Consider the following 26,046-nt stretch of genomic DNA (forward strand, 5'->3'; position numbering starts at 1 on the left):
TGCCAGATAAGGATTTGAGAGAATGAAACGAACCTAGTGTTCATTCCATTCCATGAGATTGTCGGCCATGCTTAAGAATTAAGACGATCACCTTCTTGTCGATGAGAAGCATGGCATAACTTAGCCGTTAGCTGGACTAAAAAGCTATCGCGCTCGAGTTCTGCGTATTTCCTGTTCCGAAGTTCTTAATGAGAGTAGATGAACTCGGAAACTTGAAGGTATAACTGCTTACATAGTATTCTTAGGTAGAAGAATAATGCCAAATAATTTTTCGACGCAAAAAAATTAAATTCAGGAAAGATGACTGCTCAATCTCTGTGGAAACCCCAAAAAGTTCACGTAAACCTACTAAGCCGCGTATCTGTGCTTCCCACATCATTAACTTGGTTTCAGACAAACTTTACTGGAATTTGGTTTGGCTGTTTCGAGTCTGACCATGAAATCCAGGATCATCCAGTAACAATGCTGACTCGATTCTATCCGGGTGGTTTTTTTCCGCTGCACGGACATCCCGGTGGTGAAGAGATTTTGGTGCTTGAAGGCAATTTTGCAGATGAAACAGGGGTGCATCCACCGGGTACTTATATGCTTAACCCCGAAGGCTTTATCCATCGCCCCTATAGTGAGGAAGGATGCCTGACTTTTGTTAAATTGCGGCAACATGGTGGTAAAACTCGCCAACAAGTGAGAACCAACATTTTTAATGGCTCCTGGCAAGCAGGTATAGTGCCTGAAATTAAGGTTCAACACCTCTATGAGCAAGCAGATTTCTCAGAAAAAGTCTGGATTGAGCGTTGGCTGCCCAACACTCAGTTGGTGAATGTTGTCGAAACTGAGATTAAAGAAATCTTTGTCATTGAAGGTACCTGGAGTGATGAATTAGGTAGCTATCCAGTAGGCAGTTGGCTAAGATATCCCCCCAATTGCCCCTACAGTCCTTCCTCAACAACAGGTTGTCTCATTTACGTTAAAACCTATCCTGTTACTGATACAACCGCAAGATTTGTGGTCGGTGATGATTTCCAACATCCTCAAACAATCTGAAGCAACCATCTATGGGATTGAGGGTAGGACGTAGAGTTAAAAAAGACAGGCATTGAGCCTGTCTAGAAAACCAAACAAATCACCTATCAGTTGGCCATAAATAGGGAGTTTTTTGCGTCAAATTTCCAAGCAATACCATCGGGATCTCTGATGCGACTCCAATCGGCAAATTCTGCTTCCGATTTATTTTTCTTGTTTCTACCCAAAACGGCTGGGGTAACTCCTAAACGTTTAGCCAAATCCGCCAAACTCATTGATGAGATGGTTTCAGAAACAGAGGTCAGTGATTCTTCCCTAACCTCTGTTTCTGACTGGAACAAAGAACTGGCAGAACTGTTCAAACTAGGATTAATTATCTCCTCCGGTTCTTGAATTACCGTTTCTTGAACAGAGATTGCTGCGGTATTTTCTTCCTCTTTTTCCTCAAATAATTTACCTAAATTAGTCAGGGGTTGGGAGGAGGAAATAACAGCAACCTCCGGGACAGAATTTTCGCTTTTCTCGGCGACAATCAGGGGGGATTTAGCCTCCTGCGATTGCTCTAAATTGGTCAGGGGAGATCTCGAAGCAGTAATCGCAGGAACTTGTTTTTCCTCTATTTCTTCTAAAGAGAGGTCACTCTCATCAAAAATACTACCCAGGGTACTGGCGGTGATAAAGTAATAGGCCATACCCTTATCGCCTACAGCTTTTTTTTGCGCCCCAAATTCCTCAGCTTTTTTGTCTAAAAATTGTCTGGCTAATTTGGCCGTGAGATTGGCTTTTGCCGATAGGTCAATCGGGGTGAGACAACCTTGATTGTCCTGTAAAAGTTGATTGAAATAGGGGTTAATCACCGTCGATAATTTTGACCAGCGATAGTCTTGCCACACCTTGACTGCCAGAGTTAAGAGGAAGACAAGTAGGATCAATGGCCAAGCGGTAAAAACAAGGATGATTAGCACCGCTAGGGGAATGATGAGGACGAGAAACCCCGCCGTTTGACGATCGATAATTTTTCCAGTCATAATTTCATAAGCTGCCAGAATTAAAATTCTTAATGGCTAGTTTGACTATCTCCTGCCATAAGTGTATATGACCAGTTTAGGCTTTATTGGTCACGCCGGTTAGTTCTAGTCGTTCAAACATGGCAAATCTTGCTTTCAGGGCCAGAGAATCATCAAGTTTTGTTAAAAAAACGGGCTTTTGATACTTTTGTTCTAAAGCTTTTTGGATTAACCAATCGGCTAAAAAGGGATTTTTGGGTAGTAGGGGACCGTGGGCATAGGTAGCGATCGCATTGTGGTAAAATGCTCCTTCATAACCGTCCTCTCCGTTATTTCCGTAGCCAGTAATCACCTTTCCCAAGGGGGAAACGGTTTGTAAATAGGTACGACCCCCGTGATTTTCAAAGCCAATTACTAGCGGTTTTTCCCCAGTCATAGCTTTTATTTCCTCCGCTAAGGGAGAGGCCGTAATTTCAAAAACCACGTTACCGATACAGCGTTTCCCATTGGGGCCGGGATGTTTACTTACTAGGTCTAATAATCCCAATCCTTCGATTCTTTGACCGAAAGCTGGTTCGTAATAATGTCCTAATAATTGTGGGGAACCACAAGTAAAAACCCCCGGTATTCCTGCCGATAATTGTTCTTTCATCGCCGCCGCTTTTTTACCCTGTAAATCCCGCATAACGATCTCCTGTTGCCGATCCTGCGCCCCACCCCCAACAATTATATCTACTTGATAAAATGTCTCGGCTTCTGTTTGAGCATCTAGGGGAATAATTGTCACAGCAATATCACGCCATTGACATCTTCTTTGAATAGTAATAACATTACCTCGATCACCGTAGGTACTCATTAAGGTAGGATACAACCAGCCAATTTTTAGTTCTAGTTCTTGCATAATTTTTTAGGGGATTAGGGAATGGGGAAATGGGGGATAAGAGACAGGCTGCATCTCAAGTTTGTAGAAATATCAAAAATTATTACAAATATATGAACAACTGCGTGTAAGCATCTCACAAAAAAAGCTAATGTAACCTTGCGCTTATGTACCCCTTTTCTAATTTCTACAAAATCTTTCGACCCGTGAGAATCTCTCGTACTTCTAACATAGCAGAATAGGTGGGTAAAATATGTAAAGTTTCCTGATTTTTGGTGTTATTAAGGGCAATTTGGATCGCTTTTTTCAGATCGGATTCAACAATTAAATTAACGGGATAAGCGAGACTATCCTGACTATATTGTAAGCGCAAAGCCATGTCATAAAGTCGATCACCTGTTACTACTAAAGTTGTTCCCAAACGGGTTAATTTTTCCGTATCCACATCCCAAATCCAAGAAACATCCGTCCCGTCGGGGATGCGATCATTGAGAACTAAGAGAGTAGTCGAAGACTTTTCTTTCTGTAAAATATCAGCCACTGCGCGAATTGTTTCATTCATACCCACGGGATTTTTAGACAGTAAAATTCTAACTTTTTTACCCTCAATTTCTAATTCTTCTGCTCGACCAAAAGCCGCTTTAAAACCCTGAACTGTCTCAAAAATTTCTCGATCTTTAATCCCCAATTCCTGGGCTACTAAACCCGCTGCCAAAGTATTATATTTATTATAAACACCGATTAAAATCTGCGGCCAATCGTGACTATGAAAAGCAGGATTACTCTTTTTAAAGCCACAACTAGGACAACTAAAATCCCCTAAATGGGAGAGATAAACCCCGCGATAATCCAAAGAAGCACCACATTGAGGACAGTAAATAGAATCCACAGCGTGGGGAATTTCTTCCAGATATAATTCTGGTTCACTTAAGCCAAAATATACAACTCTTTGGGGCAGTTGTTGACCCAAATGGGAAAGAGTCGGATCATCAGCATTGAGAATCACTAAAGTATTGGTGGGTAGGGGAGATATGGCCCCTTGCCAACGGCGACTAATTGTATCCACTTCCCCATAGCGATCAAGTTGATCGCGAAACAAATTGAGAGCTAAAATAGCGCGAGGACGACAATCTTTTAAAACCAAAGGAAGAATATTTTCATCCACTTCTAAAATGGCATAATCAGCCTTTAAAGTGCCGAATAAATTGGCATCGGCCAATAAAGCAGTGATTAAACCATTAATTAAATTCGCCCCGGTGGTATTATGGGTGACTTTTGCCCCCTGACGCTCTAGAATAGTTCTTAGCAGTAGGGAAGTGGTAGTTTTTCCATTCGTGCCAACCACCAGGATTACCCCCCGTCGGATTTGCCCACAGAGTAGCGGTAACAAACGGGGATGGAGACGACGGGCAATTTCCCCCGGCAAGACGCTGGCTGCCCCTAAACGGAGTCCTTTAACCACAGCAGTAACGGTTTTAGCCACCGCTACGGCTACCCCTAAACGGATGCGATCAAACAATTGCATGAACTGAGATTCTCATAGCTGTTTCGTGATTTTACCGCTAAAAGAAGACCGGTAAACGGGGTAAGTTCCCATTGATTCTTTCCTACCGACAAAAAAGACAGCCTATAATTGTAGGTAAGTTTGGCGCCGATTCTACCGCACACGACATTTTAGGGCTAGAGCTTATGGGTTTATTGACAAGATTGGGGATTTCACTGGGATTAATCGCCCTAGGTGGTACTGTGGGTGTGCTAGGAAATCAGTATTTAAGCAGAAAAGCGCCCCTAGAGGTAAATACACCGCCGGCAATTGTCCCCGCTTTCCTCTCTCTCCCTGTTATTCCCCAAAACGACGGTAATGTTAATTTTATCGCCCAGGCCGTGCAGAAAGTTGGACCGGCGGTGGTGCGGATTGACTCGGCCCGGGAAGTGGCCGACCAAATTCCCGAAGAATTTAAACAGCCCTTTTTTCGGCGCTTTTTTGGTAATGAAGTGCCGATTCCCAAGGAGCATTTGGAACGGGGAACCGGTTCTGGGTTTATAATCAGTACAGATGGACTACTTTTAACTAATGCCCATGTGGTGGAAGGGACAACCCAAGTAAAAGTGACTTTGAAAAACGGTCAAACCCATCAGGGTAAAGTCCTGGGGGTTGACAATATGACCGATGTGGCCCTGGTGAAAATCGAGGCGAAAAATTTACCGACGGTGACTTTTGGCAAGGCCGAAACTTTAATCCCCGGGGAGTGGGCGATCGCAATTGGCAATCCCCTAGGCCTGGATAATACGGTGACAGTGGGTATTATTAGCGCCTTGGGCCGGACTAGCAGCGAAGTGGGGGTTCCCGATAAACGGGTTCGTTTTATTCAAACCGATGCCGCTATTAACCCCGGCAATTCCGGCGGCCCGTTGCTAAACGCCAAGGGGGAAGTTATCGGCATTAATACGGCAATTCGGGCCGATGCCCAGGGTTTAGGGTTTGCTATTCCCATCGAAACCGCCCAAAAAGTGGCGGGACAGCTATCTAGCAAGGGTAAAGCGGAACATCCCTACATCGGTATCCACATGGTGACGCTAAACCCAGAATTACGGCAGCAATTGAACGAAACTAAAGAATTAAACTTTAATATTGACCAAAATGAAGGGGTAATCGTCCTGCGAGTGGTGGAAAATTCCCCCGCCCAAAAAGCCGGAATGCAAGCGGGTGATATCATCGAAACTGTGGCAGGAAACCCCGTTAAAACCGCTGCGGATGTGCAGCAAGGTGTAGAAACCAGTGCGATCGGTGGTAATCTGGAAATCGAGATTAACCGCAGGGGTAAACAACAAACTCTCACCGTACAACCGGGGGTTTTTCCCAGCAAGACTAGCGATTAAACTACTTTCAACCGGTCAAGGGGCGACCCCTTACCCTAAACTGGGAGGAGAGAAAATAGCACGGAGCGATCGAAATTGAGGCAGCGGTTACAATTAAAATTATCAATTGGGCGCGGGGCTGCCCTTCTAATCGGTTTGCTGGGATTAACAGCCTGTCAACCGCCTGATCCGCCGACAATTTCGCCGACAGAATCGCCTAAAATCGAGGAAACTGGCCGATTAATTCTCAATAATGCCACGTTAGAACAGGCTAACCCCTCGGGACAACCCCTTTGGAAAATTCAAGTCAAAAAAGCTACCTACACCCAAGACCAAAAAATTGCCCGTCTGGAAAATATCAAGGGTAATATCTATCAAGATGGGAAAGTGGTTTTACAGGTTAGTGCTGACCGCGGTGAAGTTTACAAGGAAGGCCAGGAAATTCTCCTCAAAGATAATATTGTGGCTGTAGATCCCCGCAATAAAGCCATTATTAACGCGCCTGAATTGCGTTGGCTACCCAAGGAAGGTATTTTAATCTCCTCCAAAGGGATCAAAGGTAGTCATCTACAACTAGAAGCCAAGGCCCGCCAAGGACGCTACGACACGCGCCAAGAAAAACTAGAATTACAAGGTCAAGTGGTGGCCACCGCCAAGGAATCTCGTGTCGTCCTGCAAACCGAGCGCCTGTACTGGGAAATTCCGCAACAGGTCATTAGTACCGATCAAAAAGTCGCTTTTGATCGCTATATTGATAAAACTATTATCGATCGCCTGACTGCTATCGGCGGTCGTTGGGAAAGAAAAAATAATCAGGTTATCCTCCAAGAAAACCTCGAATATCGCTCTTTAGAACCACCTTTACAGATTTCTGGTTCTCAGGCAATTTGGAACTATCAAAATCGTACCCTAACTTCCGATCGCCCCACGGAAATTTTTCAATATCAAGATCAAATCACTATTACCGGTAATCGTGTGGTGGTGGAATTAGGCAATCGCATCGCTTATCTCAAGGACGGGGTTAAGGGAATTAATCAGAAAACTGGGGCGCAATTGTATAGTCAGATCTTAACTTGGAAAATGTCGGAAAAAATTGTCGAGGCCGAGGGGAATATTATCTATGAACAACAGGAACCAAAATTTAATCTCACTGGCGATAAAGCGATCGGCACTTTAGAAGATAATAACATTGTTGTTACCAGTAGCTCCCCCGATCGAGTTGTCACCGAGATTTATCCCCGTTAACAGGGAAAAATTAACCAAAAAAAACTCTCCCCAGAAAAGGGAGAGAGGGGGGGTAAATATTTAAAAGCTTACCATTTGAGCAGGTTAAACTGTTCCATATCGATGGTGTCGCGGTTACGATAGATGGTAAGGATAATCGCTAAACCCACGGCTGCCTCGGCTGCCGCTACGGTAATCACGAAAATAGTAAAAATTTGGCCTCGGATATTAGCGGGGTCAAGATAGTTGGAAAAACCCATTAAGTTAATGTTAACAGAATTGAGCATCAATTCGATCGACATTAAAACCCGGACAGCATTGCGACTGGTGACTAAACCGTAAATTCCGATACAAAACAAAGCCGCCGCTAATAACAAATAATACTCTAACTGAATCTGCATGATACCTCTTTTTTTGGTCTTATTTAGGGGCGGTTAATTCTCTAGGTCGTTCGGGCAATGTTAAGGCTGTGGCCGTAGGTTCTTCAGCTTTCAGGGTGGGGATAAGGTCACGACGAGCTAAAATAATTGCTCCGACCATGGCCATTAATAATAGCACGGAAGCTAATTCAAAGGGTAGCAAGAAATCACTAAAGAAATGCTTACCGATTTCTACTAAAGTATTAGTTACTACGGCGGGAGAAGTGCTAGAAATTGACCAAGGTGTGATTAAAACCATGGTCGATAACAGCACAAATAAACCAACACAAACTAAAGCAGTAGATGCCTGACGAATCCAACGTTTAGGAATATCAGAAAAGTCCTCTTGCTTGTTAACAAGCATAATAGCAAAGAGAATTAAAACGTTAATCGCACCCACATAAATTAGAATTTGTGCCGCCGCTACAAAATCAGCATTTAGTAAGAGATATAAACCGGAAATGCTGATAAAAACACCGCCCAATAAAAAGGCGGAATAAACGATATTAGATAATAGTACCACGCCTAAAGCTGTCCCGATTACCAGGGCTGCTAAAATGCCAAAAGATACTATTTGAACGCCCTCGGCTAAATTCACAGTAGTTTCATCTCCTTTTATGTTTGAGAGTTATTAATTATTAGTTATCAGCTTCTGACGGCTGACGGCTGATAGCTAACTGCTAATTAATCAGTAATTTCTTCCGGACGTTTACCGGCGCGTTGACTACCGGCGGGTAAATCGTGGGGTTCGATAACACCTTTAGGCAGATAACCTAATTCCCTCAGAGGTGTCACCATCGGATCTTGGGTGACTTTGTAGGGTAAACGGCCTAGGGCGACGTTATCATAGTTTAATTCATGACGATCATAGGTCGCTAGTTCGTATTCTTCGGTCATGGACAAACAATTAGTCGGACAGTACTCCACACAATTACCGCAGAAAATACAGACCCCAAAATCGATACTGTAGTGTTTGAGTTCTTTCTTTTTAATTTCCTTGTTAAAAGTCCAATCCACTACCGGTAAATTAATCGGACAAACTCGCACACAAACTTCACAGGCGATACATTTATCGAACTCAAAGTGAATTCTACCCCGATAACGTTCCGAGGGAATTAACTTTTCGTAGGGATACTGGACGGTAATCGGACGACGACGCATATGGTCGAAGGTAACGGATAAACCTTCGCCAATGTATTTCGCCGCTTGAATGCTACCTTTGGCGTAATCGCTGACTTGTTTGAGAATGTTAAACATGATGGTCAGAGGGGTAGTAGGTTAACAGGGCAAAAACGGGAATTAACCGCCAAAAGCAAAGGGAAAAGCTAGTTTTAGGGCGGCGGTAAGTAGTAGGTTAACTAAAGATACCGGTAAGAGGAATTTCCAGCCTAAATCGAGTAATTGGTCAATGCGAACCCGGGGTACGGTCCAACGCAAGAGAATAGCGATGAAGATGAGGAAATAGGCTTTTAATACCGTCATCGTAATCCCGAGGGAAGCGGTGATAATTTGTAGCCAAGGATTGGTTTCACTAACTCCCAACCAGCCGGCTAAAGCATTGACGGGGATAGGAAATTCCCAACCGCCAAGATAGAGGACGGCGAAAACTAGGGCCGACAGCACGAGGTTGACGTAGGAACCCACATAAAAGAGAGCGAATTTCATCCCCGCGTATTCGGTTTGATAACCAGCGACTAATTCCTCCTCCGCTTCCGGTAAATCGAAAGGCAGACGTTCACACTCGGCTAAAGCGGCAATCCAGAAAATCAGAAAACCCACCGGTTGGCGCCAGATATTCCAGCCTAAAATGCCATAACCGGATTGTTGTTCGACAATATCAATGGTACTGAGACTATTAGACATCATCACAATCGCTAATACCGATAAAGCCAAGGGAATTTCATAACTAATCGATTGCGCCGCCGCCCGCAGGCCTCCCAGCAAGGAATACTTATTATTCGAGGCATAACCCGCCATTAATAAACCAATGGGGGCAATACTGGACAAGGAAATCCATAAAAAGATCCCCACGTTTAGGTCGGTAATCAGCAGATTTTGACCGAAGGGGACGATGAGATAGGAGACAAACACCGGCATCACCACCAAAATTGGCCCAAAGAGGAATAACCAAGGGTCAGCCTTAGCGGGGACGACATCTTCTTTAAAGACTAATTTCAGACCGTCGGCGACCGGTTGTAAAACGCCCAAGGGTCCCGCGTATTCCGGCCCGATACGCTGTTGGACGGCGGCGGAAATTTTTCTTTCTAACCAGACGCAGACTAAAACCCCCACTGTGGCGGCAATAATCATCAGGAACATGGGTAAAGGCATCCAAATCGCTTTAGCCAGTCCTCCACTTAATCCCAAGTCTGTTAGGGATTTAATGAAACTTTCTTGTAAATCTATGCCTTGATTCATATTTGGCGATCGCTGTACTGTCGATAGTTCGGCATGGTTTGAAGATTTTTAAGCAAATCTTATAGCCTAGTATACAGTTAGTCGGTCTGAGGGTTATCAGTAAAGTGACAAAGGCTTCAACTCATTAGCAGCCAAGAGAGTCAAGGAATCTTGATTCCCCGTCCGAGAATAGGTATTAGTCAATAGTTAGACTCTGAATCTATCAATGTTCTTATCTGTTTCTTAGCGCCGACAACCTCAGCTAGTTATCAATTATTCACAGGAAAAAAATCTATAGCGGTTCTCGCATATGTGCGGCACACTTAAACCTTTGCTGATTAAGCTGTTCAGGATCGGGAATGTACCTCTTGTGAATCAGAAACGCTATAGTTAAGTAGCTGGTTATAATTAAATTAAAAATGGATTTTAGGTTCGATCCCCCCTGCCCCCCTTGATAAGGGGGGTTTCTGATAATTTTTAACGCCTACCTACTTAACTTATCGTTTAGGCAATGAAGGCAGCCCGCTTGAATCTGTCTTCCTCTTTGTGTTCTTTGTGCCTTTGTGGTTGATCCCCAGAGCCAATCCGACTGTTAAAATCCAGTTATCGAGCGTTTTTCGCCACTCCCCGCTATTTAGTCTGATAAGCCGCCTGTAGGTCTCGAATCGAAAACAAAGCTTGAAACTTTATTCCCTGAGATTGGTAAAATTCCGCCCCTCCTTGCTCTCTATCCACCAAAGCAATGATTAAATCTACTTGATAACCGGCATCGCGTAATCTTTCTACCGCTACCATGGCACTTTTCCCCGTTGTCACCACATCTTCGAGGACAACCACCGCAGCCCCGGGGTTTAAAGTCGGCCCCTCGATATAAGCCATGGTTCCGTGACCTTTTGCCTCTTTGCGGACGATTAAAGCTGGAATCGGGCGATTTTCGTAGGCAGATACCACACTAACGGCACTGACAATCGGATCCGCCCCTAGGGTTAATCCTGCCACCGCTTGGGTATCTGGAGGCAGTAGAGACAGCAATAAACGCCCCACGGCTAAAGCTCCCTCCGCAGTGAGGGTAACTTGTTTGCCGTTGATATAGTAGCTGCTTTTTTGTCCTGAAGACAGGGTGAAATCTCCCTCTCGATAGGCAAGACGGACAAGAGCATTGAGGAGAAATTGACGCAGGGAAGCAGTATCGAGAGTCGCTACCGAGGAATTAGCCATATTTTCAGGATTGGGAGCCTAACCGACTCCAAAATTTCGGTTACAATTAAGCCAAAAGTCATTATATATTGACTCGATCTCTAGTATTGATTTCTTTCTCATCCCATTGAAGAAATTTTTTAATTAACCCTACCCCCGCGAGGAGATTTTTGCCCATGCGCGCTAAGTTTTTACTTCCTTCCCTGTTTTGTTTAACCGGTTTAGTCTGGTTGAGTCCGCCTAGTGCGATCGCCCAACGTTCACCCGCCACCAATCCCCCACCGGTAAAAACCCAACAATTGCGACTTATTCCCTCTCCCCATACGGCGGTGGGATTTAATAATATCCCCGGTTTGTTTAACCGCGCTGTTAATAACAATACCGGTCGTTTCTACTACTACACCAACATTTTAGGACAGTTAAACTCTCTTTTGGGTTGGCGTACTTTTCCCCAAGGTTCCTATTTCGATAATATGATTACCCGGGATGCTAAATTGACCGAAGCTTTATACTATGATGTCATGCAACAGCAACAGTCTGGTCCTTTAATTCGCACCCGAGATTTACCCAATCCCTTCGATACTTCCCTACAGGAAAATCCCAGTTATTTAAGTCCAGGCGGATTTTAATCTCTTCTTAACCGAAATATCCTGTAATTTTCCTTGAGAAATCAGATAGTTTAAGGTTTGTTCGCTACTGGTTGCTTTTCTCCCCAAAGTGCCAACGGTTAAACCTTTGACCCCAGGCTGGAGATAAGACAATTCCATTGAAAACTTTAACATGGTTTTAAGGCTCCTGAAATTTTAAGGGCGGATAAATTAGGATTTCCGGTACAAAATAAAACAATTTCAAGTTCAGCAATTAAAAATTTTACCAACTCATCAACGGCGGCTTCTGATTCAATCGCTGCTACCAGAAACGGTCGAGCCAACCCTGCTAAATCGGCTCCTAAAGCCATGGATTTGGCAAGATCTAAGCCATTTTTTAAGCCTCCAGAAGCAATTAAAGGAATGGTTGAATTCACGGACCGAATGGCGGTAATACATTCAGCCGTAGGCAACCCCCAATCGGCAAAAACTTGTCCGAGATGCCGTTGTCTGTTGTCTTTGGCTCTTTGACTTTCGACTTTGGCCCAGGACGTGCCTCCGGCTCCCGCCACATCAATCGCGGCGACGCCGGCTTCAATTAATTTTTTGGCCATCGGCGCAGAGATGCCATTTCCGACTTCCTTGGCGATGACGGGAACGGGTAATTGAGCGCAAATTTGCTGAATTTTAGCGAGTAAACCTTTAAAATTAGAATCGCCTCCCGATTGCACCCATTCTTGTAAAGGATTGAGATGCAGAATTAAGGCATCAGCTTCTAATAATTCCACCAGTTTTAAACAGTCTTCTAAACCGCATCCGTAATTTAACTGTACAGCCCCTAAATTCGCTAACAGGAGAATATCTGGCGCCAGAGAACGGACTGCAAAGGTCGGCGCTAATTCCGGTTGTTCGAGTGCAATGCGTTGAGAACCCACCCCCATCGCTAAACCATAGCGTTGAGCGACCGTTGCCAATCGAGTATTGACTAAATGGGCTAATTCTGTTCCTCCGGTCATGGAAGAGATGAGAATTGGAGCTTTTAAAGATTTGCCCAAAAAGGTTGTCCCTAGTTCAATATCGCTACGGTCAAGTTCAGGAAGACAACAATGGGTAAAACGATATTTTTCTAAACCGCTTGTAAGTTGTTGAAATTCTACATCTTCTTCGATACAAACTCGCAGATGTTCGCTTTTACGATTTTCAATTTCACTGGGAAGATTAGGCGATGACATAGTTGTTATCAAGCATGAGGGTTAAACATTAAATTGAGTTTAAAAATCGAGTTCTGAAAGCAGTTCATCTAGTTCTGCTTGATTAATATCCGCATCGGGAAAATCCGATGGCGTATAACCTCCTTCTGCCGATAAACAATGGTTAATCAGCCTTTCTAAAGAATCTCGATAAGCAGCGGCTAAATTTTTGATCGTTGGGCTAATTCAAGTCTGAATTGCATCACTATCTGATCTACCTTTATAGAATACCTCATTGGGGGTCTGATAGTCAAGACATTTTCGAGGACGATTGTTAATCAAGTTTACGGCTCTTTCTACCTGCTCTGGCTTAACAATTTTAAAATTCGTTCCCTTGGGAAAAAATTGTCTTAACAGTCCATTAGTATGCTCGTTTAATCCCCTCTCCCAAGAAATTTTGTAGATGGTTTCTTGACATCCTGACGGCCGTAAAACGGACGGCGATTCCCAAAACTCACAATTTGGGTTTCTGCTTCATAGATGACATCCGAGCCAGACGGCTATTTGCCGTTAAGATAAATTTCCCTTTTGACCAAGTTGGTAGAGCAAGTTTCTTTGTTCTATGTTAGAATGTTAAGGGCTTCGTTTTTGGGTCTGATTTGTTGTTGTTAAAGATCAGAATATACCTGATGAGCCTTTCTCTGTCAACTCTTAAGGCTGATGTGTTTCCTTTTTGAATTGGCGTTTTTGTTGGTAACGAAGCTGATAAGCTGTAGGGTAAATAAAAAATGACAGAACAAGCTTGGTGGGTACAAAAATGGCTAGAACTACTCGATTCCTATCGCTTTAAAAAACGCTTGGAACGAGCTAGACTTTACGCCAGAGAAGGCAATGTTTTAAGTATTGACTTTGAAGACTCGCAAGTTATTGCTAGAGTACAAGGCAGTGAACCAGAGCCTTATATAGTGGATTTATCCCTAGCGGCTTTTAGTGATGAAGAATGGGATTATATTATTAAGCTTCTCTCCAAAAAGGCCATTTATTCCGCTCAATTGCTCACAGGACAAATGCCCGATCATATCGAGCGTGTTTTTATCGATAGTGGGGTGAATTTATTTCCCTTTTCCCTAGCTGATATTCGCTCTCGTTGTACCTGTCCCGATCAAGCCAACCCCTGCAAACATATAGGAGCAGTATACTATCAATTGGGCGATCGTTTTAGCGTCGATCCCTTCCTGCTTTTGCAACTGCGCGGCCGAAGCAAAAGCCAAATTCTGGAAGCTTTACGAGAAAAACGCTCCTATTCCTCTGATAATCAACCTTTAGCAGTCAGTGAACCCCCCACAGTAGTTGAAAAAACTGCCCCCGACAGCACTATCGATCACTTTTGGCAGTACGATGAGGAGCTAGATCCCTCCCTAGTTGTGATTACGCCGGGGAATGAAAATCAAACCATTCTCGACATTTTAGGCAATTTTCCCCTGGCTGCCCCCGAATCGGATGCGATAGAACAATTTTTAAAACCAATTTACCGGCAAATTCCCCAAGAAGCGATGGCGATTGCTTTACAGTAGGGAATTTGGTATATGGGATCAGGCCGGTCAAAGTGGTGCCAAGGACAAAAAAGCCAACTGGATTTGTCCCCGCATCAGGGTGAGGAATTGACCAGGGAGAAAATTGCCTCACCACTAACCGCTAAACCGTCTTACTTTTGCCGGTTTTACTACCTGGGGAAGTAGTTTTTTTGGTGGTGCTAGAAGTAGTTTTTTTGGTGGTGGTTTTCTTGGCAGTGGTTGTCTTGGCTGCTAGGGCCGATAAAGCCTGTTCTAGGGTGAGGGTTTCGGCGGTTTCTCCTTCGGGAATTTTGGCGTTGGTCTTACCGTGTTTGATATAAATTCCGTAGGGACCTTCGTATAATGCCACGGATTCCCCGTCGTCGGGATGTTGACCCAATTCTTTGAGGGGTGGTTTGGTGGAACTACGGGCGCTGCGAGTTTTTTTCGGTTCGGCTAATAAGGCTAAAGCTCGATCGAGGGTTATGGTTAGGATATCATCGCCGGCTTTTAAGGAACGATATTCTTTTTCCTTGCCCTGTTCCTGAACTACATAGGGGCCAAAACGACCTAAGCTGGCTTTAATTTTGCCTCCGGTGAGGGGATGGGTTCCCAGTAGTCGTGGCAGTGCCAATAAACCGACTGCTTGTTCGAGGGTGACATCCTCTGGTTTGACTCCTTTGGGTAGGGAGGCGCGTTTCGGTTTGGGGTTGTCATCGCTGACATCTCCTAACTGGACGTAGGGGCCGTAACTACCCACGAGCAGATAAATTGGCTCTCCGGTGTCGGGATGAAGACCTAATTTATCGGGACCCTCGGTTTTTTGTCGCAGCAGGGTTTCTACCTGTTCGGGGTTGAGGTCGGCGGGGGTTAAATCGGCGGGGATGGAGGCGGTGAGGATTTCATCGCCTCGGGGGACTTCCAGATAGGGACCGTATTTGCCGATCTTGATAGTTGCCTGTAAATCCTCTAAAATCACCGATTTGGCGGTGCTAGAGTTAATTTGACTCTCGCGCTCTTTTACTTGGCTTTCTAGCCCTTTTTCGCCGCGATAGAAGCGATCGAGATAGGGCAACCATTGGGCGGAACCGGTGGCGATATCGTCGAGGGTTTCCTCCATTTTCGAGGTAAATTTGGGATCTACCAGGTCGGGGAAATGATTTTCTAATAGACCGACGACGGCAAAAGCGGTGAAGGTGGGAATGAGGGTTTTATTCCGCATTTGGGCATAACCGCGATCGATAATGGTGCCGAGAATGGTGGCGTAGGTGCTGGGTCGCCCGATTCCTTCACTTTCGAGGGTTTTTACGAGGGAGGCTTCGCTATAACGGGCGGGGGGTTGGGTATCGTGGCTAATGGCTTCTAGTTGGCGACAATTGGGGGTATCACCGACGCTGAGGGCGGGTAAGATTATTTCTTGGTCGTCGATGGCGGCTTCGGGATCGTCGGAACCTTCCACATAGGCGCGGAAAAAGCCGGGGAAGTCGATTCTTTTGCCAGAGGAGCGAAATCCGGCATTTTCTACCTGAATATTGACGGCGATCTGGGTAATGCGGGCATCGGCCATCTGTGAGGCGACGGTACGTTTCCAGATTAGGTCGTAGAGGGCGAATTCTAGTCCGCTCAGGCCGGTTTCCCGGGGCAGGCGAAAGCTACTACCGGCGGGCCGGATGGCTTCGTGGGCTTCCTGTGCGCCTTTGCTTTTGGTGGTGTACTGCCGGGGTTGGGGACTGAGGTAATTTTTTCCGTACATTTGTTCTACACAATTGCGGGCGGCGGTGATGGCCTGATCGGAAAGATGGACGGAATCGGTCCGCATATAGGTGATGTAGCCCTGTTCGTAGAGATTTTGGGCGATTCGCATGGTGTCGCGGGCGGATATGCCCAGTTTCCGGTTAGCCTCTTGCTGTAGGGTGGAGGTGGTGAAGGGGGGGGAAGGTTTGCGAGTGGTGGGTTTTTCTTCGGTGTGGCTAACGCGCCAGATTTTGTCTTCGATGCGTTCTTTTAAGGCGGCGGCGGTGGCTTGATCCAAAAGTGTCACCTGGCGACCGGGGAGCAGTCTGCCGGTGTCGGCATCGAAATCGCTCCCATTTGCCACTTTTTGACCGTTTAAGGTGACTAATTTCGAGTCGAATTGATTTTTGTCTTTTTCGAGGGTGGCTTTCAGGTCCCAATAATTGGCGGTTTTAAAGGCTCGTCTTTCTCGTTCGCGCTGCACGAGTAGACGTACCGCCACCGATTGCACGCGGCCGGCGGATAAACCTTTAGAGATTTTTTTCCAGAGGAGGGGGGAGAGGGTATAGCCGTAGAGGCGATCGAGTATGCGGCGGGTTTCTTGGGCGTGAACTAAATTTTCGTCGATGGAGCGACAATTTTTGAGGGCGGCTTGGATTGCTTCTTTGGTGATTTCGTGAAATACCATTCTTTTGATGGGTATTTTCGGGTTGAGTACCTGCAAGAGATGCCAACTGATGCTTTCGCCTTCCCGATCTTCGTCGGTGGCGAGGATCAGTTCGCTGGCCCCTTTGAGGGCTTCTTTTAATTCTTTGACGACTTTACTTTTGGTTTTGGGGACGACGTAGAGGGGGTCGAAATCGTTCTCCACATCTACGCCCAAATTGGCCCAGGATTTGTCTTTGTGGGTGGGGGGAATTTCTTCGGCGGAGGCGGGCAGATCGCGGATGTGGCCCATGGAGGCTTGGACTCGATAGCCGCTAGGCAGATAATTGCTGATCGTCCGAGCTTTGGTGGGGGATTCGACAATAACCAGGGTTGACATAGGAATTGATCACGAGGGCATCGCCACAGCGACTGTTTTAGTTAGACTGACAATCGTTGTTTGATGATGGGCAAAAGTTACTATTTATCTTGACCAGCTTGATTCAGGTCAAAAGCCACTTACTACGATAATAGAGATTAAAGCTGGTCTTTTGTCACTAACTTCTTAACAAAACTTAATATTTTTCTGGAGCGGCGATCGGACTCAAGGCACTGCCGGCGGCCGCAGGGTAATATAATCCGTTTGAGGAGTGGGAATTATGAATTATGAATTGGGGGGTGGGGAGTGCCTATCGCTTACAGGTGTAGGTTTATTACAAAGAGGTGAATCGGGCCAAAGCCTTGTCTGTTCTAATTTAGGTTCAAATACACGGCATCCGTCGTCGACATGACAGAAAAGAGCTTCTAGACTGAACATAGATGGGTTGAGGGTGCTGAGTTTATATATTTTTCAGCTTACTAGCCTCCGCCTTTTCTTTCCACCCTTATCCCGAACTGACGTTAAAATTATGCAATCAATTAAATTTTTTAGTAGTATGCGTCCCCAAAATCGTCAATTTGCCGTCATCGGATTAGGCAGATTTGGGCGCGCTGTCTGTGAAACCTTACGCAAACAAGGTTATCAAGTGGTAGCGACAGATATTGACGAAGGATTAGTAGCACAAGCGTTATCTGATCGAATAGTAGATAATGCGATCGAGCTTGATTCTACCAAACCTAACGCCCTGCGAGAAGCGGGAATTTTTGAAACCGATACGGTGATTGTCGCTATTGGTAAATACGTTGAAGAAAGTATCATTACTACTCTCAATTGTAAGGAAGCCGGAGTTAATTTTGTTGCCGCTAAAGCCTCCACAGAAATCCATGGAAAATTACTAAAAAAAGTTGGTGCAGATTTAGTAGTTTTTCCCGAATACGATGCCGGTTGTGAGTTAGCGCACCGTTTAACTAGACCATCAATTTTAGAACGATTTGATCTCGATCCCGAACATAGTATTGTCGAGTTAAAAGTCCCGGAAGCTTTTCACGGTAAAACCCTAGCAGAGTTAGAAATTCGTAATCGTTATGGGTTAAATATTGTCGCTGTTGGTAATGCAGAAAAATTCAAGATTAACCCCAATCCCCAAGAAAGATTATACAAGGATTTAGCCATGGTGGTAATTGGTTCTAACCGAGATATTCAGCGTTTACCAATGTAGAATTTAGTCAAATATTTGCTCTACTTAGTTTCTAACCCTCTTTTTAGGTAGGAGAATTGTCAGAGCCTTTCTCTTGCCTATTGCCTCTTGCCTCTTGCCTCTTGCCTTCAGAAACTGATAACTGATGACTGATAACTGATTAATTTCCTCGCCAAAAGACAATCGAATTATTGAGAGGTTGGATGATGGTGCCGGGATAATAGAAAGCGAGAATTTGTTCAGGAGACCAACCCAAACGGGCTAAATTATAGGAACCAAATTGACTTAATCCTACCCCGTGGCCGAAACCGCCACCAATAAAGTTATAACCCTGGATCTGTCGATTGGTATCGTAGATAGGATCGATGTAGAATAGGGTACTGCGAGGCGGTCCCAAAGCACTACGCACCTCATTTTTATGCAGTTCCAAAATCCCCTTATCGGTTTGAATGGTCATAGTCAGAATCCGACCAGAAGGAGAGCGCTTAGTCACTTCCATCCATTGGATTTTCTGGAAGTCGGCAAGGGGATGTTTTCGCCGTGTTAGATAGGTTTCTAGGTCTTGACTCAAATCAGCTAAAGAAGCTTGTTTTTGCCAGCGAAAAACCCGTCGTCCCGTCTCATTAAAACCATCTTTAAGATTAATAAACTGGCGAAAAGTTGTCTCATTAGCGAGAGATTGTTTCGACAGGTCCCAGACTCGATTGGGGGAGTCCACCACTGCCCGGAGATAAGGTCTTTCTTCCCCATCCCAAACATCACTAAAGAGGGCAGTTACTCCGCCGGTGGTGGAGGAATAAAGGGCATCCACTAACTCATTTTGGTAGGTTAAAACTAGGCCTCGCGTGGCTGTGATCGCTTGATCGGCCCGGGGATTAGTTCCCGTCAATCCATAATAAACTTGACAATGGGTATCGGCACAGAGTTCGTAATTATCGGCTTGAAAACGGCGGAGATTGCGGAGGGCGTAGGTACGGGCGATAATAGTTTGCGCTTGGGTGGCACTTTCTGGGGCATCATGACCGATTTCGTGGGGTACAACCCCACGCAGATAGGTTTCGAGGGGAACGTTATTAACTAGGGTAAAAGTGCCGTAGGCGTTGGGCTGTAGGCGCATGGTTCCCCCGTACAAACGTACCTGATCGGGGCTATGGGTGACTTGAATCAGGTTTTTTTGGCTCTCGATTTCTAATTCTTTGGGAAAATAGCGCACCCCGTTGATCTGGAAAGAAACTTGCGGCTTTTCTTTGAGTAAAACACTATTAATATAGGGTTGATTGTGGCCTTTGGTTTGCAAACTGGTCAGCAACCAACGTCGCACTAGGGGATTTTCATAAACTTCTCGCTTTGCCCAAACCTGCCAGCGTCCGGGTTGGGTAATTTCTACTTTAATGCCCATTTTTGCCCAATTTTTGGCGCTATTTTCGGCGGTTTCAAAAGTGGCGTGGTCGCTCAAAATGACTTTTTCTTGGAGGATGGGAGAAGCGAGGGGACGGGGAATAACTTCTAATTGTAGGCGATTGGTTTGCAGAGTTTGGGATTGGCCATCTTCTCCCACCATGCGGAGGGCGAGATTATCACCACTGGTACTGCTCAGGGTTAATTTTTCCTTGGCTTCATCGCCAAAACGTTGGACAATGCCCACTCTCAGAAGGACATCCTTGGCTATAGCGGCAGGAATTAGGGTTAAACTGAGCAAGATCGCCGCAGTTATGGAACCGATGCTAATTATTGGTTTTTTTTCCTTTATCTTTAGCATAAAGTCAAGTATCTGTTAATAAGTTTTCATAAAAGTTGAGGATATTCAGAGATTATAGCAGCAAGCTATCAGCTTTTTAGCCATCAGACTTCGGCGTGAGCTTTTGTCGAACGCTTTTTGCTCCTCACTTCCCACTGATAACTGATTACTGCTCACTGAAAAGTCTCCCCACTTGCCAATTCATAATTCATAATTCATAATTCCCATCTAACTTCCCCCATCGCTGATAATGCGTAAACGTACCATTTTCTGGCCACCTTCATCCAGTTCCACTTCGATCACTTCACTGGTTAAACTTTCCAAACAGGTTAACATCGATCGCAGATGGGGATTACTTGCTCCCGTATCCACATAGAGGCGATCGGACAAACTACCTAAACGTTTCCAAGTAGTATAAAGTTTAGCCACGGCTTGCTCTAATTGTGTGGCTTGTTTAACCAGATCCGCCGCCGTATTGAGGCAATCGACGCGCAAAGCTTCTTCTAGAGCCATTTCGATATCTAAATTACCCCGTCGGAGAGTTTGTACTTGGGCCGCCGCATCGAGATATTTGGCTAAACTGCGTGCTTCCGAGGTGATTAATTTTACCGTGTCCACATCGGGATTAGCGGCGATTTCTTGACGGAGAGTGTCGATATGAGTATCGGGTAACTTTTCTAATTCTTTCACTAGGGGAGCGAGATGACGCGCCGGTAAACTGCCATCGCTGGCTTTTTCTTTCACTTCATCGGGTAGTAAATCTGAACTCATCGCTGTCCATTCATCGGCCAATTGCTTCACCTCCCGACGGGTAATTCTCTCCCCTTGTCGGGCCGCATCACTGACTAATTTTTGAATTTCGGGGGCAGATTTGGCCGTTTCTACGAAGGCGCGTTTACTAAAATTATTGATACTATCGGGATCCAGTTGTCCTTCCGCCAGGAGAGTATCAGCACTATTAGCCAATTGAATCAGAGCATAAGCTTGACTTTTAGTGATTTCTCGCTGTTTTAACCAGTTCAAAAAGCCTGTACCGCGACTATCACCGCCTTGCTTCTCCCGATCGCGAATAGCTCGCAAAATTCGCCCCCGCCAGATTTCCGTTTGCAAATCAAAGCGGTCGCAAACTTTCCAAAAAGAATCCAGTTGCTGCTGAAAGTCATGATCTTGGATGGTTTCATCTTCGGGATCCGGCAGTTGAAAGTTAAACTCTAGAGGCGTTTCAAAGGCATCAATGATCGCGGAGGTGTCGGAGGAGAACGTGGCAGCATCAACCATAGGATAGACTCGGCAGTTAATCGGGCATTTTATCTTAACTCGCTCTGGCAACCCCCGACAAGCCGATTAATCATCAGCCACAGTTAATAGTAAATCCTGTTTAAAAGGTGTAGGAGAGTGGGAATTATGAATTATGAATTAGGAAGTGGGGAAGTGGGGGAAGTGGCTCTTCTGGTTTCTGTGTGGAAACGAGGTCTATACTGATAGAATATCCGCAAAATAGTCCTAAAAGTCTTGCCCAATAAGCACTTCAGGATTCCATAAGCAAAAATTATCACACAAAGTCGAGAAGAGCCGGGAAGTGGGAAGTGGGAATTATGAATTATGAATTAGGGATTGGGGGGACTCGGACTGGTGACAGGTGCGGGAGAAATCGATGGATTGGAAGCGGGATGACGACCCAAGAATTGCCAAGCGATCGCAGCCAGCAAACCGAGAACACCGACAGCGATCGCTACCACGACTAGGGGTGAAACCCTAGTGAGCGCGGGGGGAGAGGTAGGACTAGGAACAGAAGAAGATGGGGGGGTGGGAGTGGGTATTGCTGTCACCACTTCTTCTCCGGAGTAGGTGTCTCCGCTGTGATCAAAATCTTGGTCATTAAGATCGGGAATAATCCGTTCTTTGGCCTCAGCATAAATTAAAGGCCTGACAGGTTCAGCCGCAGGAACTACCCGACAATAAACTAGGGCGATGGTGGAGTTATCGTGACCGTTTTTCTGGTTAGCTAGTTGTAATAAACTTTCCCCCACGGCGGTTACATTTTTCTCTCCTCGCAAAAGAGGCACAATTTCACTGTCCCAGTATTGTTCTACCCGATCGTAATCACTTAAACCATCGGAACAGAGGAGAAAAACACAGTCTTGATCAACAATCAGCCTCTGAACGGTGGGATAGAGATTAGTGGCGCTACTCATGCCCAAAGCTTGCACCAAGGCCCCGGCGTTGGGATACTGTATGGCATCACGATAGAGGAGATAGCCTAATTTCACTTCCCTAGAAGCGAGATCATCATCCACCGTCACTTGATGACAACTGTGGGCAGTAATCCAATAGATGCGGGAATCCCCCACATGGGCCGCGTACATTTCCTGGGCCTGGGCAAAGGCCATAACTAGAGTCGTACCCATGCGCCGGCGATCTTGTCTTGACTCCTGATCGTTGCGTTGACTGATCAGATCATTGGTGACACGAATCGCCTGTTCGAGGACAAGACTGTAACTATCGGGATAGATTTCAATATCACTGGTGGGACTGGGATTAATTTCCCTAGGCAGGGTTTCGATCGCCAATTGAGCAGCGATTTCGCCCCCTTCCTGACCGCCGATACCATCACAGACAATCGCCAGGGGATTTTGACCATTAGTCAGGGTGATGGCCTGATTAGCCGGGGGATAACAGGCATCCTCGTTGTGTTCCCGCAGCGGACCGGTATCGGTGCAGGTGAAAATCTCATAGCTGCGTTCTTGACCTGCACCGTAGTGCTGTAGTGCATAATCGAGGATAGCGATCAGGGATTCCGGGCGATCGAGATCACCGGATTCTAGCTCTTGGGTCAGGGATGCGAGAAAATCTTGAATATTAGCGGCTGCCGTCGGCATCAGACCGGCCCACAGGGCCCCTAAATCTCGTAAATTGGGAGCGGCAGCCTCGTCTTTGCTTAATTCTAGCAATTGCAGCAGCTGATTATTCACTCTCGTCAGAAAAGGGTTAAGCAGACTGGAAACCACAGCTTTTTTCTGGAGGGGATGCCAGAGTTTGGCCATTTGCCATAACCAGTGAATTTGTCTTAAATCGGAAGCTTGCGACCAAACCTCGGCCAAAGTGGGCAATAGTTCTGGATAAATTAATTCTCCCGTTTCGTCGAGGGGAATAGTGCCGTATTCCAACAGCCAGATGTCCATATTTAGGCGTTCATCGGGACTGGGAATATAGCCATAGACTTGGGGAATATGGAGATGGAAGGGTAACAATTTTAGGTAGAGGGAAATCCAGCTAGGAGGTTCGTCCGGCGCTTGGGGTGCTTGAGCGGGTTTAGTATCAAGAACAATTTGTGGTTGTTTGACCAAATAACGATTATCAATTAGCTCGCCAACATGATAATAGGTTCTCACCCAATCACCCATCATCCATAAATAGCGCTTAACTAAAGGAGTACCGCATTTTTCACAGAATCTATTAGTGAGAGCGTTCGGGGATAGACAGGTTAAGTTTTGACATTGGAGGGTTGTCAGGGAGTCCATGAAAACTGCTTACTCCTAAAGCGCGGTTAGTATAGGTTAATAAAATAGCGTGTTTTTATCCACGATGACTGCCAGTATATTGCAGTGTTTCCCAAATTTTACCCTTTGTCGCTCGATCAGGAATAATTAATGCTGACAGTGCCATCTCTAGGGGTATGTCTGGGGTTGGGGAAGTGGGAATTATAAATTATGAATTATGAATTGGGGAGGTGGGGAAGTGGGGGAGTGGGAATTATGAATTATCAATTATCAATTATGAATTATGAATTGGGGAAGTGGGGTGTGGGGGAGTGGGAATTATGAATTATCAATTATGAATTGGGGAGGTGGGGAGACCACTTCATGCGCTTTGCGGGGGGAAGTGGGGAAATTGAACTAAAACCCCAAAACCCCAAAACCCGAAAACCCTATCACCCCAAAACCCGAAAACCCTATCTCCTGTCTCCTGACAGTTTCTAAATATTTTTCAACATCAGCAAAGAGCGAGTTTGAAAGCCGAGATTTTGGTAGAGAGTGAGAGCATTGTCGTTATTGATGAAGACTTGTAAACCGATGCGGGTTTGTCCGCGACTTTTTGCCCAATCCTTAGCTCGATCGATTAGTGCGCTGGCGATACCTTGGCGACGATGCTGGGGATCGACGTAAATTAGAAAAATATGACCATAGCGATCGCCTGTCACCTGATCGACGGCGCTCCCCATCCAGAGACAAGCGATCGCCGTTTGTTGTCCTTCAACGATCCACAGGGGAGTATCGAGGCAAAAAAACTGTCTGACTGTATCAGCTAGATGGGAGAGGTTTTTTTGTTCGGGAAAAAATTCTTCATAGGTGCGGGTGAGAAAATTAATTAGTAGATAGCGATCGCCAGTTTTTCCCAGTCGCAGCCGATAATCTTCGGGAAGGTTAGCCATGCCAAGGATAAGAGAAAATTATGCCCAGGGATGGCTCGATCGGAGCGGGTGCCGCTAAATCTGCCGGTAAAAAAATCCGGATGCCAGTGGCAACCAGAGCCACTAAAAACACGAAGATAGTCAGGAGGGGAGCGATATATTGCCGAAAAAAAGCCATAATTATTTGATCTCTAAACTGCTGTTCTTTCTATTTTAGGGATTGCCAGTTAAGATATCAGCAATTAAAAAAAAATTCGCCCAAAAAAAAGTGACCGGCATACCGATCACTAGAAACCGACAACTAGACTATGACTAAACACCGATTAAATCTAACGAAGGTGCAAATAGGCCGCCTCTGCTTCTAATTGACGCACTAAAGCTTCATTTCCCTGCGCTCTAGCTACTTCCAGTCGGTGTTGCAAATTTCTGCGAAGTGTTTCTCTATGAGCGACGGTGGCCTGTGTTAGGACTTGCTGACGATTTTTGTTCATGATGGACAGACTTTTGAGCGACTTAACTTACCTTATATCTAAATCATAACATTCTCCTTGGTAAACTGTATCTTTAGTTACTGAATTTGGCGTTAAGATTTATTAAAGCCATTGGCCACCCTAGGGACAAGTCGATGACGGAACAGGCACTAATAACCCTTACTAGCGATTTTGGACTACAGGACGGTTATGTGGGCATGATCAAGGGAGTAATCGCGGGAATTGCCCCCCATGCTCGCACGATCGATCTTAATCATCAAATTTCGCCCCAAGACCTTTACGCTGGTCGTTTTATCCTCCTGAATGCCTATCAATATTTTCCCCAAGGCACTATTCATCTGGCAGTCATAGATCCGGGGGTAGGAAGCAAAAGACGCGGGGTAGGGATTCGTTTTGCCAGTGGTTATTTAGTTGGTCCAGATAATGGTTTATTTAGTGGCATTTTAAGCCAATCTCCCGCTATATCCGCCGTTAATCTCAATAATTCTTCCTATTGGCGCACCCCTAACCCTAGCACTACTTTTCACGGTCGTGATATTTTTGCTCCTGTGGCCGCTTATTTGTCCCGGGGAGTACCCCTAGAAATGTTAGGTGAGATTATTGATCCCGATAGCTTGCAACAATTAGCGATCGCTGTTCCCCAGATCGAGGAAGATAAAATTAGGGGTCAAATTCAATATATTGACATTTTCGGCAATTTAATCAGCAATATCCCCAATTATCTCCTAGAAGGAAAAAATTGGTCAGTGCAGTTGGGACCAAAAATTATCCCCGCAAAAAACACCTACAGTGATGTTCCTTCGGGGGAAATAGTCGCTTTTATCGGTAGTCACGGGGGGTTAGAAATTGCTGTCAATAGTGGTAGCGCCCAAAGGCAATTACACCTAAATATTGGCGATGCGATCGAGGTTACAATAGACAGGGGTTAGGAGACAGGAGACGGGAGATTATTTTGGCTCTTCCAGAGGAGTTATACCAATTTTCAATAGTCGTGACTAACATCTGAAAGTGCAATTCCTTTCTCCGAGAGGGATTGCGCTTTGAAATGATCAACTAAGTCTGTCATTACTTTTGAAAAATGATCTTATGATATTTTAGCAGAAAATAATCCACG

General features: G+C 45.3%; 24 protein-coding genes and 2 pseudogenes. 7 read left to right on the plus strand and 19 right to left on the minus strand.

Annotation, left to right across the window (positions count from 1 at the left end; translation table 11 throughout):
* The first annotated feature begins 300 nt into the window (after nucleotides 1-300).
* Nucleotides 301-1,044 carry a cupin domain-containing protein gene (locus IM475_RS10235; protein ID WP_194018335.1) on the plus strand — a complete coding sequence of 248 codons (744 nt, stop codon included), beginning with the start codon at nucleotides 301-303 and terminating at the stop codon, nucleotides 1,042-1,044.
* A gap of 86 nt (nucleotides 1,045-1,130) precedes the next feature.
* Here the strand turns inward: IM475_RS10235 and IM475_RS10240 are convergent, their stop codons facing one another.
* The 3 genes from IM475_RS10240 to IM475_RS10250 form a co-directional block, all read right to left on the minus strand.
* Nucleotides 1,131-2,051 (minus strand): hypothetical protein, encoded by a 921-nt coding sequence (locus IM475_RS10240; protein WP_287657433.1) that lies wholly within the window; start codon nucleotides 2,049-2,051, stop codon nucleotides 1,131-1,133.
* A gap of 76 nt (nucleotides 2,052-2,127) precedes the next feature.
* Nucleotides 2,128-2,931 (minus strand): type 1 glutamine amidotransferase, encoded by an 804-nt coding sequence (locus IM475_RS10245; RefSeq protein ID WP_287727469.1) that lies wholly within the window; start codon nucleotides 2,929-2,931, stop codon nucleotides 2,128-2,130.
* 166 nt (nucleotides 2,932-3,097) lie between these two features.
* A complete protein-coding gene (locus tag IM475_RS10250; RefSeq protein WP_287727470.1) occupies nucleotides 3,098-4,435 on the minus strand; it encodes a Mur ligase family protein in 1,338 nt (445 codons plus the stop codon).
* Nucleotides 4,436-4,599: 164 nt separating this feature from the next.
* Here IM475_RS10250 and IM475_RS10255 point away from each other — a divergent pair, with 164 nt between their 5' ends.
* Both IM475_RS10255 and lptC read left to right on the plus strand, forming a co-directional pair.
* On the plus strand, nucleotides 4,600-5,790 hold the full coding sequence (locus tag IM475_RS10255; protein WP_287727472.1) for an HhoA/HhoB/HtrA family serine endopeptidase: 1,191 nt from the start codon (nucleotides 4,600-4,602) through the stop codon (nucleotides 5,788-5,790).
* 75 nt (nucleotides 5,791-5,865) lie between these two features.
* The gene (gene lptC / locus IM475_RS10260) at nucleotides 5,866-7,014 is read left to right on the plus strand and encodes an LPS export ABC transporter periplasmic protein LptC (RefSeq protein ID WP_287727474.1); all 1,149 of its coding nucleotides are present in this window, start codon (nucleotides 5,866-5,868) and stop codon (nucleotides 7,012-7,014) included.
* A gap of 68 nt (nucleotides 7,015-7,082) precedes the next feature.
* On the opposite strand, the gene nuoK is transcribed toward lptC, so the two are convergent.
* The 5 genes from nuoK to pyrE form a co-directional block, all read right to left on the minus strand.
* The gene (gene nuoK, locus IM475_RS10265) at nucleotides 7,083-7,388 is read right to left on the minus strand and encodes an NADH-quinone oxidoreductase subunit NuoK (RefSeq protein WP_197533180.1); all 306 of its coding nucleotides are present in this window, start codon (nucleotides 7,386-7,388) and stop codon (nucleotides 7,083-7,085) included.
* A gap of 25 nt (nucleotides 7,389-7,413) precedes the next feature.
* Nucleotides 7,414-8,010, minus strand: coding sequence for an NADH-quinone oxidoreductase subunit J (locus IM475_RS10270; RefSeq protein WP_002734810.1), 597 nt, complete (start codon nucleotides 8,008-8,010; stop codon nucleotides 7,414-7,416).
* A gap of 86 nt (nucleotides 8,011-8,096) precedes the next feature.
* The gene (ndhI, locus tag IM475_RS10275) at nucleotides 8,097-8,669 is read right to left on the minus strand and encodes an NAD(P)H-quinone oxidoreductase subunit I (RefSeq protein ID WP_002733194.1); all 573 of its coding nucleotides are present in this window, start codon (nucleotides 8,667-8,669) and stop codon (nucleotides 8,097-8,099) included.
* A gap of 42 nt (nucleotides 8,670-8,711) precedes the next feature.
* Nucleotides 8,712-9,830: an NADH-quinone oxidoreductase subunit NuoH gene (nuoH, locus tag IM475_RS10280; RefSeq protein ID WP_002775034.1), complete on the minus strand. Its 1,119-nt coding sequence runs from the start codon at nucleotides 9,828-9,830 to the stop codon at nucleotides 8,712-8,714.
* Nucleotides 9,831-10,439: 609 nt separating this feature from the next.
* Entirely contained in the window at nucleotides 10,440-11,027 is a 588-nt protein-coding gene (gene pyrE, locus IM475_RS10285) for an orotate phosphoribosyltransferase (RefSeq protein WP_287727475.1), read from the minus strand.
* Nucleotides 11,028-11,182: 155 nt separating this feature from the next.
* Here pyrE and IM475_RS10290 point away from each other — a divergent pair, with 155 nt between their 5' ends.
* Complete coding sequence (locus tag IM475_RS10290) at nucleotides 11,183-11,635, plus strand: porin (RefSeq protein ID WP_287657442.1); 453 nt, start codon at nucleotides 11,183-11,185, stop codon at nucleotides 11,633-11,635.
* Here IM475_RS10290 and IM475_RS10295 read toward each other — a convergent pair.
* The 3 genes and pseudogenes from IM475_RS10295 to IM475_RS10305 form a co-directional block, all read right to left on the minus strand.
* Nucleotides 11,615-11,788, minus strand: a complete 174-nt coding sequence (locus IM475_RS10295; protein WP_287727476.1) for a hypothetical protein — start codon at nucleotides 11,786-11,788, stop codon at nucleotides 11,615-11,617. The genes IM475_RS10290 and IM475_RS10295 overlap by 21 nt on opposite strands.
* Nucleotides 11,782-12,825 carry a type 2 isopentenyl-diphosphate Delta-isomerase gene (gene fni / locus IM475_RS10300; protein WP_287657443.1) on the minus strand — a complete coding sequence of 348 codons (1,044 nt, stop codon included), beginning with the start codon at nucleotides 12,823-12,825 and terminating at the stop codon, nucleotides 11,782-11,784. The genes IM475_RS10295 and fni overlap by 7 nt, the downstream gene beginning before the upstream one ends.
* Before the next feature lie 204 nt (nucleotides 12,826-13,029).
* Nucleotides 13,030-13,236, minus strand: a pseudogene (locus IM475_RS10305) (transposase); the annotation flags it as partial.
* Between the two features lie 335 nt (nucleotides 13,237-13,571).
* On the opposite strand from IM475_RS10305, the gene IM475_RS10310 reads away from it, so the two are divergent.
* Nucleotides 13,572-14,357 carry an SWIM zinc finger family protein gene (locus IM475_RS10310; protein WP_287727477.1) on the plus strand — a complete coding sequence of 262 codons (786 nt, stop codon included), beginning with the start codon at nucleotides 13,572-13,574 and terminating at the stop codon, nucleotides 14,355-14,357.
* Nucleotides 14,358-14,478: 121 nt separating this feature from the next.
* On the opposite strand, the gene topA is transcribed toward IM475_RS10310, so the two are convergent.
* Both topA and IM475_RS23145 read right to left on the minus strand, forming a co-directional pair.
* The gene (gene topA / locus IM475_RS10315; RefSeq protein ID WP_287727478.1) at nucleotides 14,479-17,115 is read right to left on the minus strand and encodes a type I DNA topoisomerase; all 2,637 of its coding nucleotides are present in this window, start codon (nucleotides 17,113-17,115) and stop codon (nucleotides 14,479-14,481) included.
* 324 nt (nucleotides 17,116-17,439) lie between these two features.
* Nucleotides 17,440-17,532, minus strand: a pseudogene (locus tag IM475_RS23145) (IS982 family transposase); the annotation flags it as partial.
* Nucleotides 17,533-17,623: 91 nt separating this feature from the next.
* On the opposite strand from IM475_RS23145, the gene IM475_RS10320 reads away from it, so the two are divergent.
* On the plus strand, nucleotides 17,624-18,313 hold the full coding sequence (locus IM475_RS10320) for a potassium channel family protein (RefSeq protein WP_002798291.1): 690 nt from the start codon (nucleotides 17,624-17,626) through the stop codon (nucleotides 18,311-18,313).
* 139 nt (nucleotides 18,314-18,452) lie between these two features.
* On the opposite strand, the gene IM475_RS10325 is transcribed toward IM475_RS10320, so the two are convergent.
* From IM475_RS10325 to pirA, 6 genes are all read right to left on the minus strand, one after another.
* Nucleotides 18,453-20,051: a SpoIID/LytB domain-containing protein gene (locus IM475_RS10325; protein ID WP_287727479.1), complete on the minus strand. Its 1,599-nt coding sequence runs from the start codon at nucleotides 20,049-20,051 to the stop codon at nucleotides 18,453-18,455.
* Nucleotides 20,052-20,258: 207 nt separating this feature from the next.
* Entirely contained in the window at nucleotides 20,259-21,308 is a 1,050-nt protein-coding gene (locus IM475_RS10330) for a hypothetical protein (protein WP_002798288.1), read from the minus strand.
* A gap of 329 nt (nucleotides 21,309-21,637) precedes the next feature.
* On the minus strand, nucleotides 21,638-23,551 hold the full coding sequence (locus IM475_RS10335) for a PP2C family protein-serine/threonine phosphatase (protein ID WP_287727480.1): 1,914 nt from the start codon (nucleotides 23,549-23,551) through the stop codon (nucleotides 21,638-21,640).
* Between the two features lie 455 nt (nucleotides 23,552-24,006).
* Nucleotides 24,007-24,462 carry a GNAT family N-acetyltransferase gene (locus IM475_RS10340; RefSeq protein WP_287727481.1) on the minus strand — a complete coding sequence of 152 codons (456 nt, stop codon included), beginning with the start codon at nucleotides 24,460-24,462 and terminating at the stop codon, nucleotides 24,007-24,009.
* Nucleotides 24,455-24,619 carry a DUF8624 family small hydrophobic protein gene (locus IM475_RS10345; protein ID WP_002760035.1) on the minus strand — a complete coding sequence of 55 codons (165 nt, stop codon included), beginning with the start codon at nucleotides 24,617-24,619 and terminating at the stop codon, nucleotides 24,455-24,457. Before IM475_RS10345 ends, IM475_RS10340 begins: the two co-directional genes overlap by 8 nt.
* 151 nt (nucleotides 24,620-24,770) lie before the next feature.
* Nucleotides 24,771-24,932: an arginine synthesis PII-interacting regulator PirA gene (pirA, locus tag IM475_RS10350; RefSeq protein WP_002733724.1), complete on the minus strand. Its 162-nt coding sequence runs from the start codon at nucleotides 24,930-24,932 to the stop codon at nucleotides 24,771-24,773.
* Nucleotides 24,933-25,066: 134 nt separating this feature from the next.
* On the opposite strand from pirA, the gene IM475_RS10355 reads away from it, so the two are divergent.
* Entirely contained in the window at nucleotides 25,067-25,861 is a 795-nt protein-coding gene (locus IM475_RS10355) for an SAM hydrolase/SAM-dependent halogenase family protein (RefSeq protein WP_287727483.1), read from the plus strand.
* Nucleotides 25,862-26,046: the final 185 nt, after the last annotated feature.

It is taken from the genome of Microcystis sp. M061S2, assembly GCF_020245605.1.
GTDB lineage: Bacteria > Cyanobacteriota > Cyanobacteriia > Cyanobacteriales > Microcystaceae > Microcystis.

Excerpts from the sequence above, each read along its gene's own strand:
- IM475_RS10235 (WP_194018335.1), top strand. The coding sequence starts at position 301 with ATGACTGCTCAATCTCTGTGGAAACCCCAAAAAGTTCACGTAAACCTA.
- IM475_RS10240 (WP_287657433.1), bottom strand. The coding sequence starts at position 2,051 with ATGACTGGAAAAATTATCGATCGTCAAACGGCGGGGTTTCTCGTCCTC.
- IM475_RS10245 (WP_287727469.1), bottom strand. The coding sequence starts at position 2,931 with ATGCAAGAACTAGAACTAAAAATTGGCTGGTTGTATCCTACCTTAATG.
- IM475_RS10250 (WP_287727470.1), bottom strand. The coding sequence starts at position 4,435 with ATGCAATTGTTTGATCGCATCCGTTTAGGGGTAGCCGTAGCGGTGGCT.
- IM475_RS10255 (WP_287727472.1), top strand. The coding sequence starts at position 4,600 with ATGGGTTTATTGACAAGATTGGGGATTTCACTGGGATTAATCGCCCTA.
- ndhI (WP_002733194.1), bottom strand. The coding sequence starts at position 8,669 with ATGTTTAACATTCTCAAACAAGTCAGCGATTACGCCAAAGGTAGCATT.
- nuoH (WP_002775034.1), bottom strand. The coding sequence starts at position 9,830 with ATGAATCAAGGCATAGATTTACAAGAAAGTTTCATTAAATCCCTAACA.
- pyrE (WP_287727475.1), bottom strand. The coding sequence starts at position 11,027 with ATGGCTAATTCCTCGGTAGCGACTCTCGATACTGCTTCCCTGCGTCAA.
- IM475_RS10290 (WP_287657442.1), top strand. The coding sequence starts at position 11,183 with ATGCGCGCTAAGTTTTTACTTCCTTCCCTGTTTTGTTTAACCGGTTTA.
- IM475_RS10295 (WP_287727476.1), bottom strand. The coding sequence starts at position 11,788 with ATGTTAAAGTTTTCAATGGAATTGTCTTATCTCCAGCCTGGGGTCAAA.
- fni (WP_287657443.1), bottom strand. The coding sequence starts at position 12,825 with ATGTCATCGCCTAATCTTCCCAGTGAAATTGAAAATCGTAAAAGCGAA.
- IM475_RS10310 (WP_287727477.1), top strand. The coding sequence starts at position 13,572 with ATGACAGAACAAGCTTGGTGGGTACAAAAATGGCTAGAACTACTCGAT.
- topA (WP_287727478.1), bottom strand. The coding sequence starts at position 17,115 with ATGTCAACCCTGGTTATTGTCGAATCCCCCACCAAAGCTCGGACGATC.
- IM475_RS10320 (WP_002798291.1), top strand. The coding sequence starts at position 17,624 with ATGCAATCAATTAAATTTTTTAGTAGTATGCGTCCCCAAAATCGTCAA.
- IM475_RS10325 (WP_287727479.1), bottom strand. The coding sequence starts at position 20,051 with ATGCTAAAGATAAAGGAAAAAAAACCAATAATTAGCATCGGTTCCATA.
- IM475_RS10330 (WP_002798288.1), bottom strand. The coding sequence starts at position 21,308 with ATGGTTGATGCTGCCACGTTCTCCTCCGACACCTCCGCGATCATTGAT.
- IM475_RS10335 (WP_287727480.1), bottom strand. The coding sequence starts at position 23,551 with ATGGACTCCCTGACAACCCTCCAATGTCAAAACTTAACCTGTCTATCC.
- IM475_RS10340 (WP_287727481.1), bottom strand. The coding sequence starts at position 24,462 with ATGGCTAACCTTCCCGAAGATTATCGGCTGCGACTGGGAAAAACTGGC.
- IM475_RS10345 (WP_002760035.1), bottom strand. The coding sequence starts at position 24,619 with ATGGCTTTTTTTCGGCAATATATCGCTCCCCTCCTGACTATCTTCGTG.
- pirA (WP_002733724.1), bottom strand. The coding sequence starts at position 24,932 with ATGAACAAAAATCGTCAGCAAGTCCTAACACAGGCCACCGTCGCTCAT.
- IM475_RS10355 (WP_287727483.1), top strand. The coding sequence starts at position 25,067 with ATGACGGAACAGGCACTAATAACCCTTACTAGCGATTTTGGACTACAG.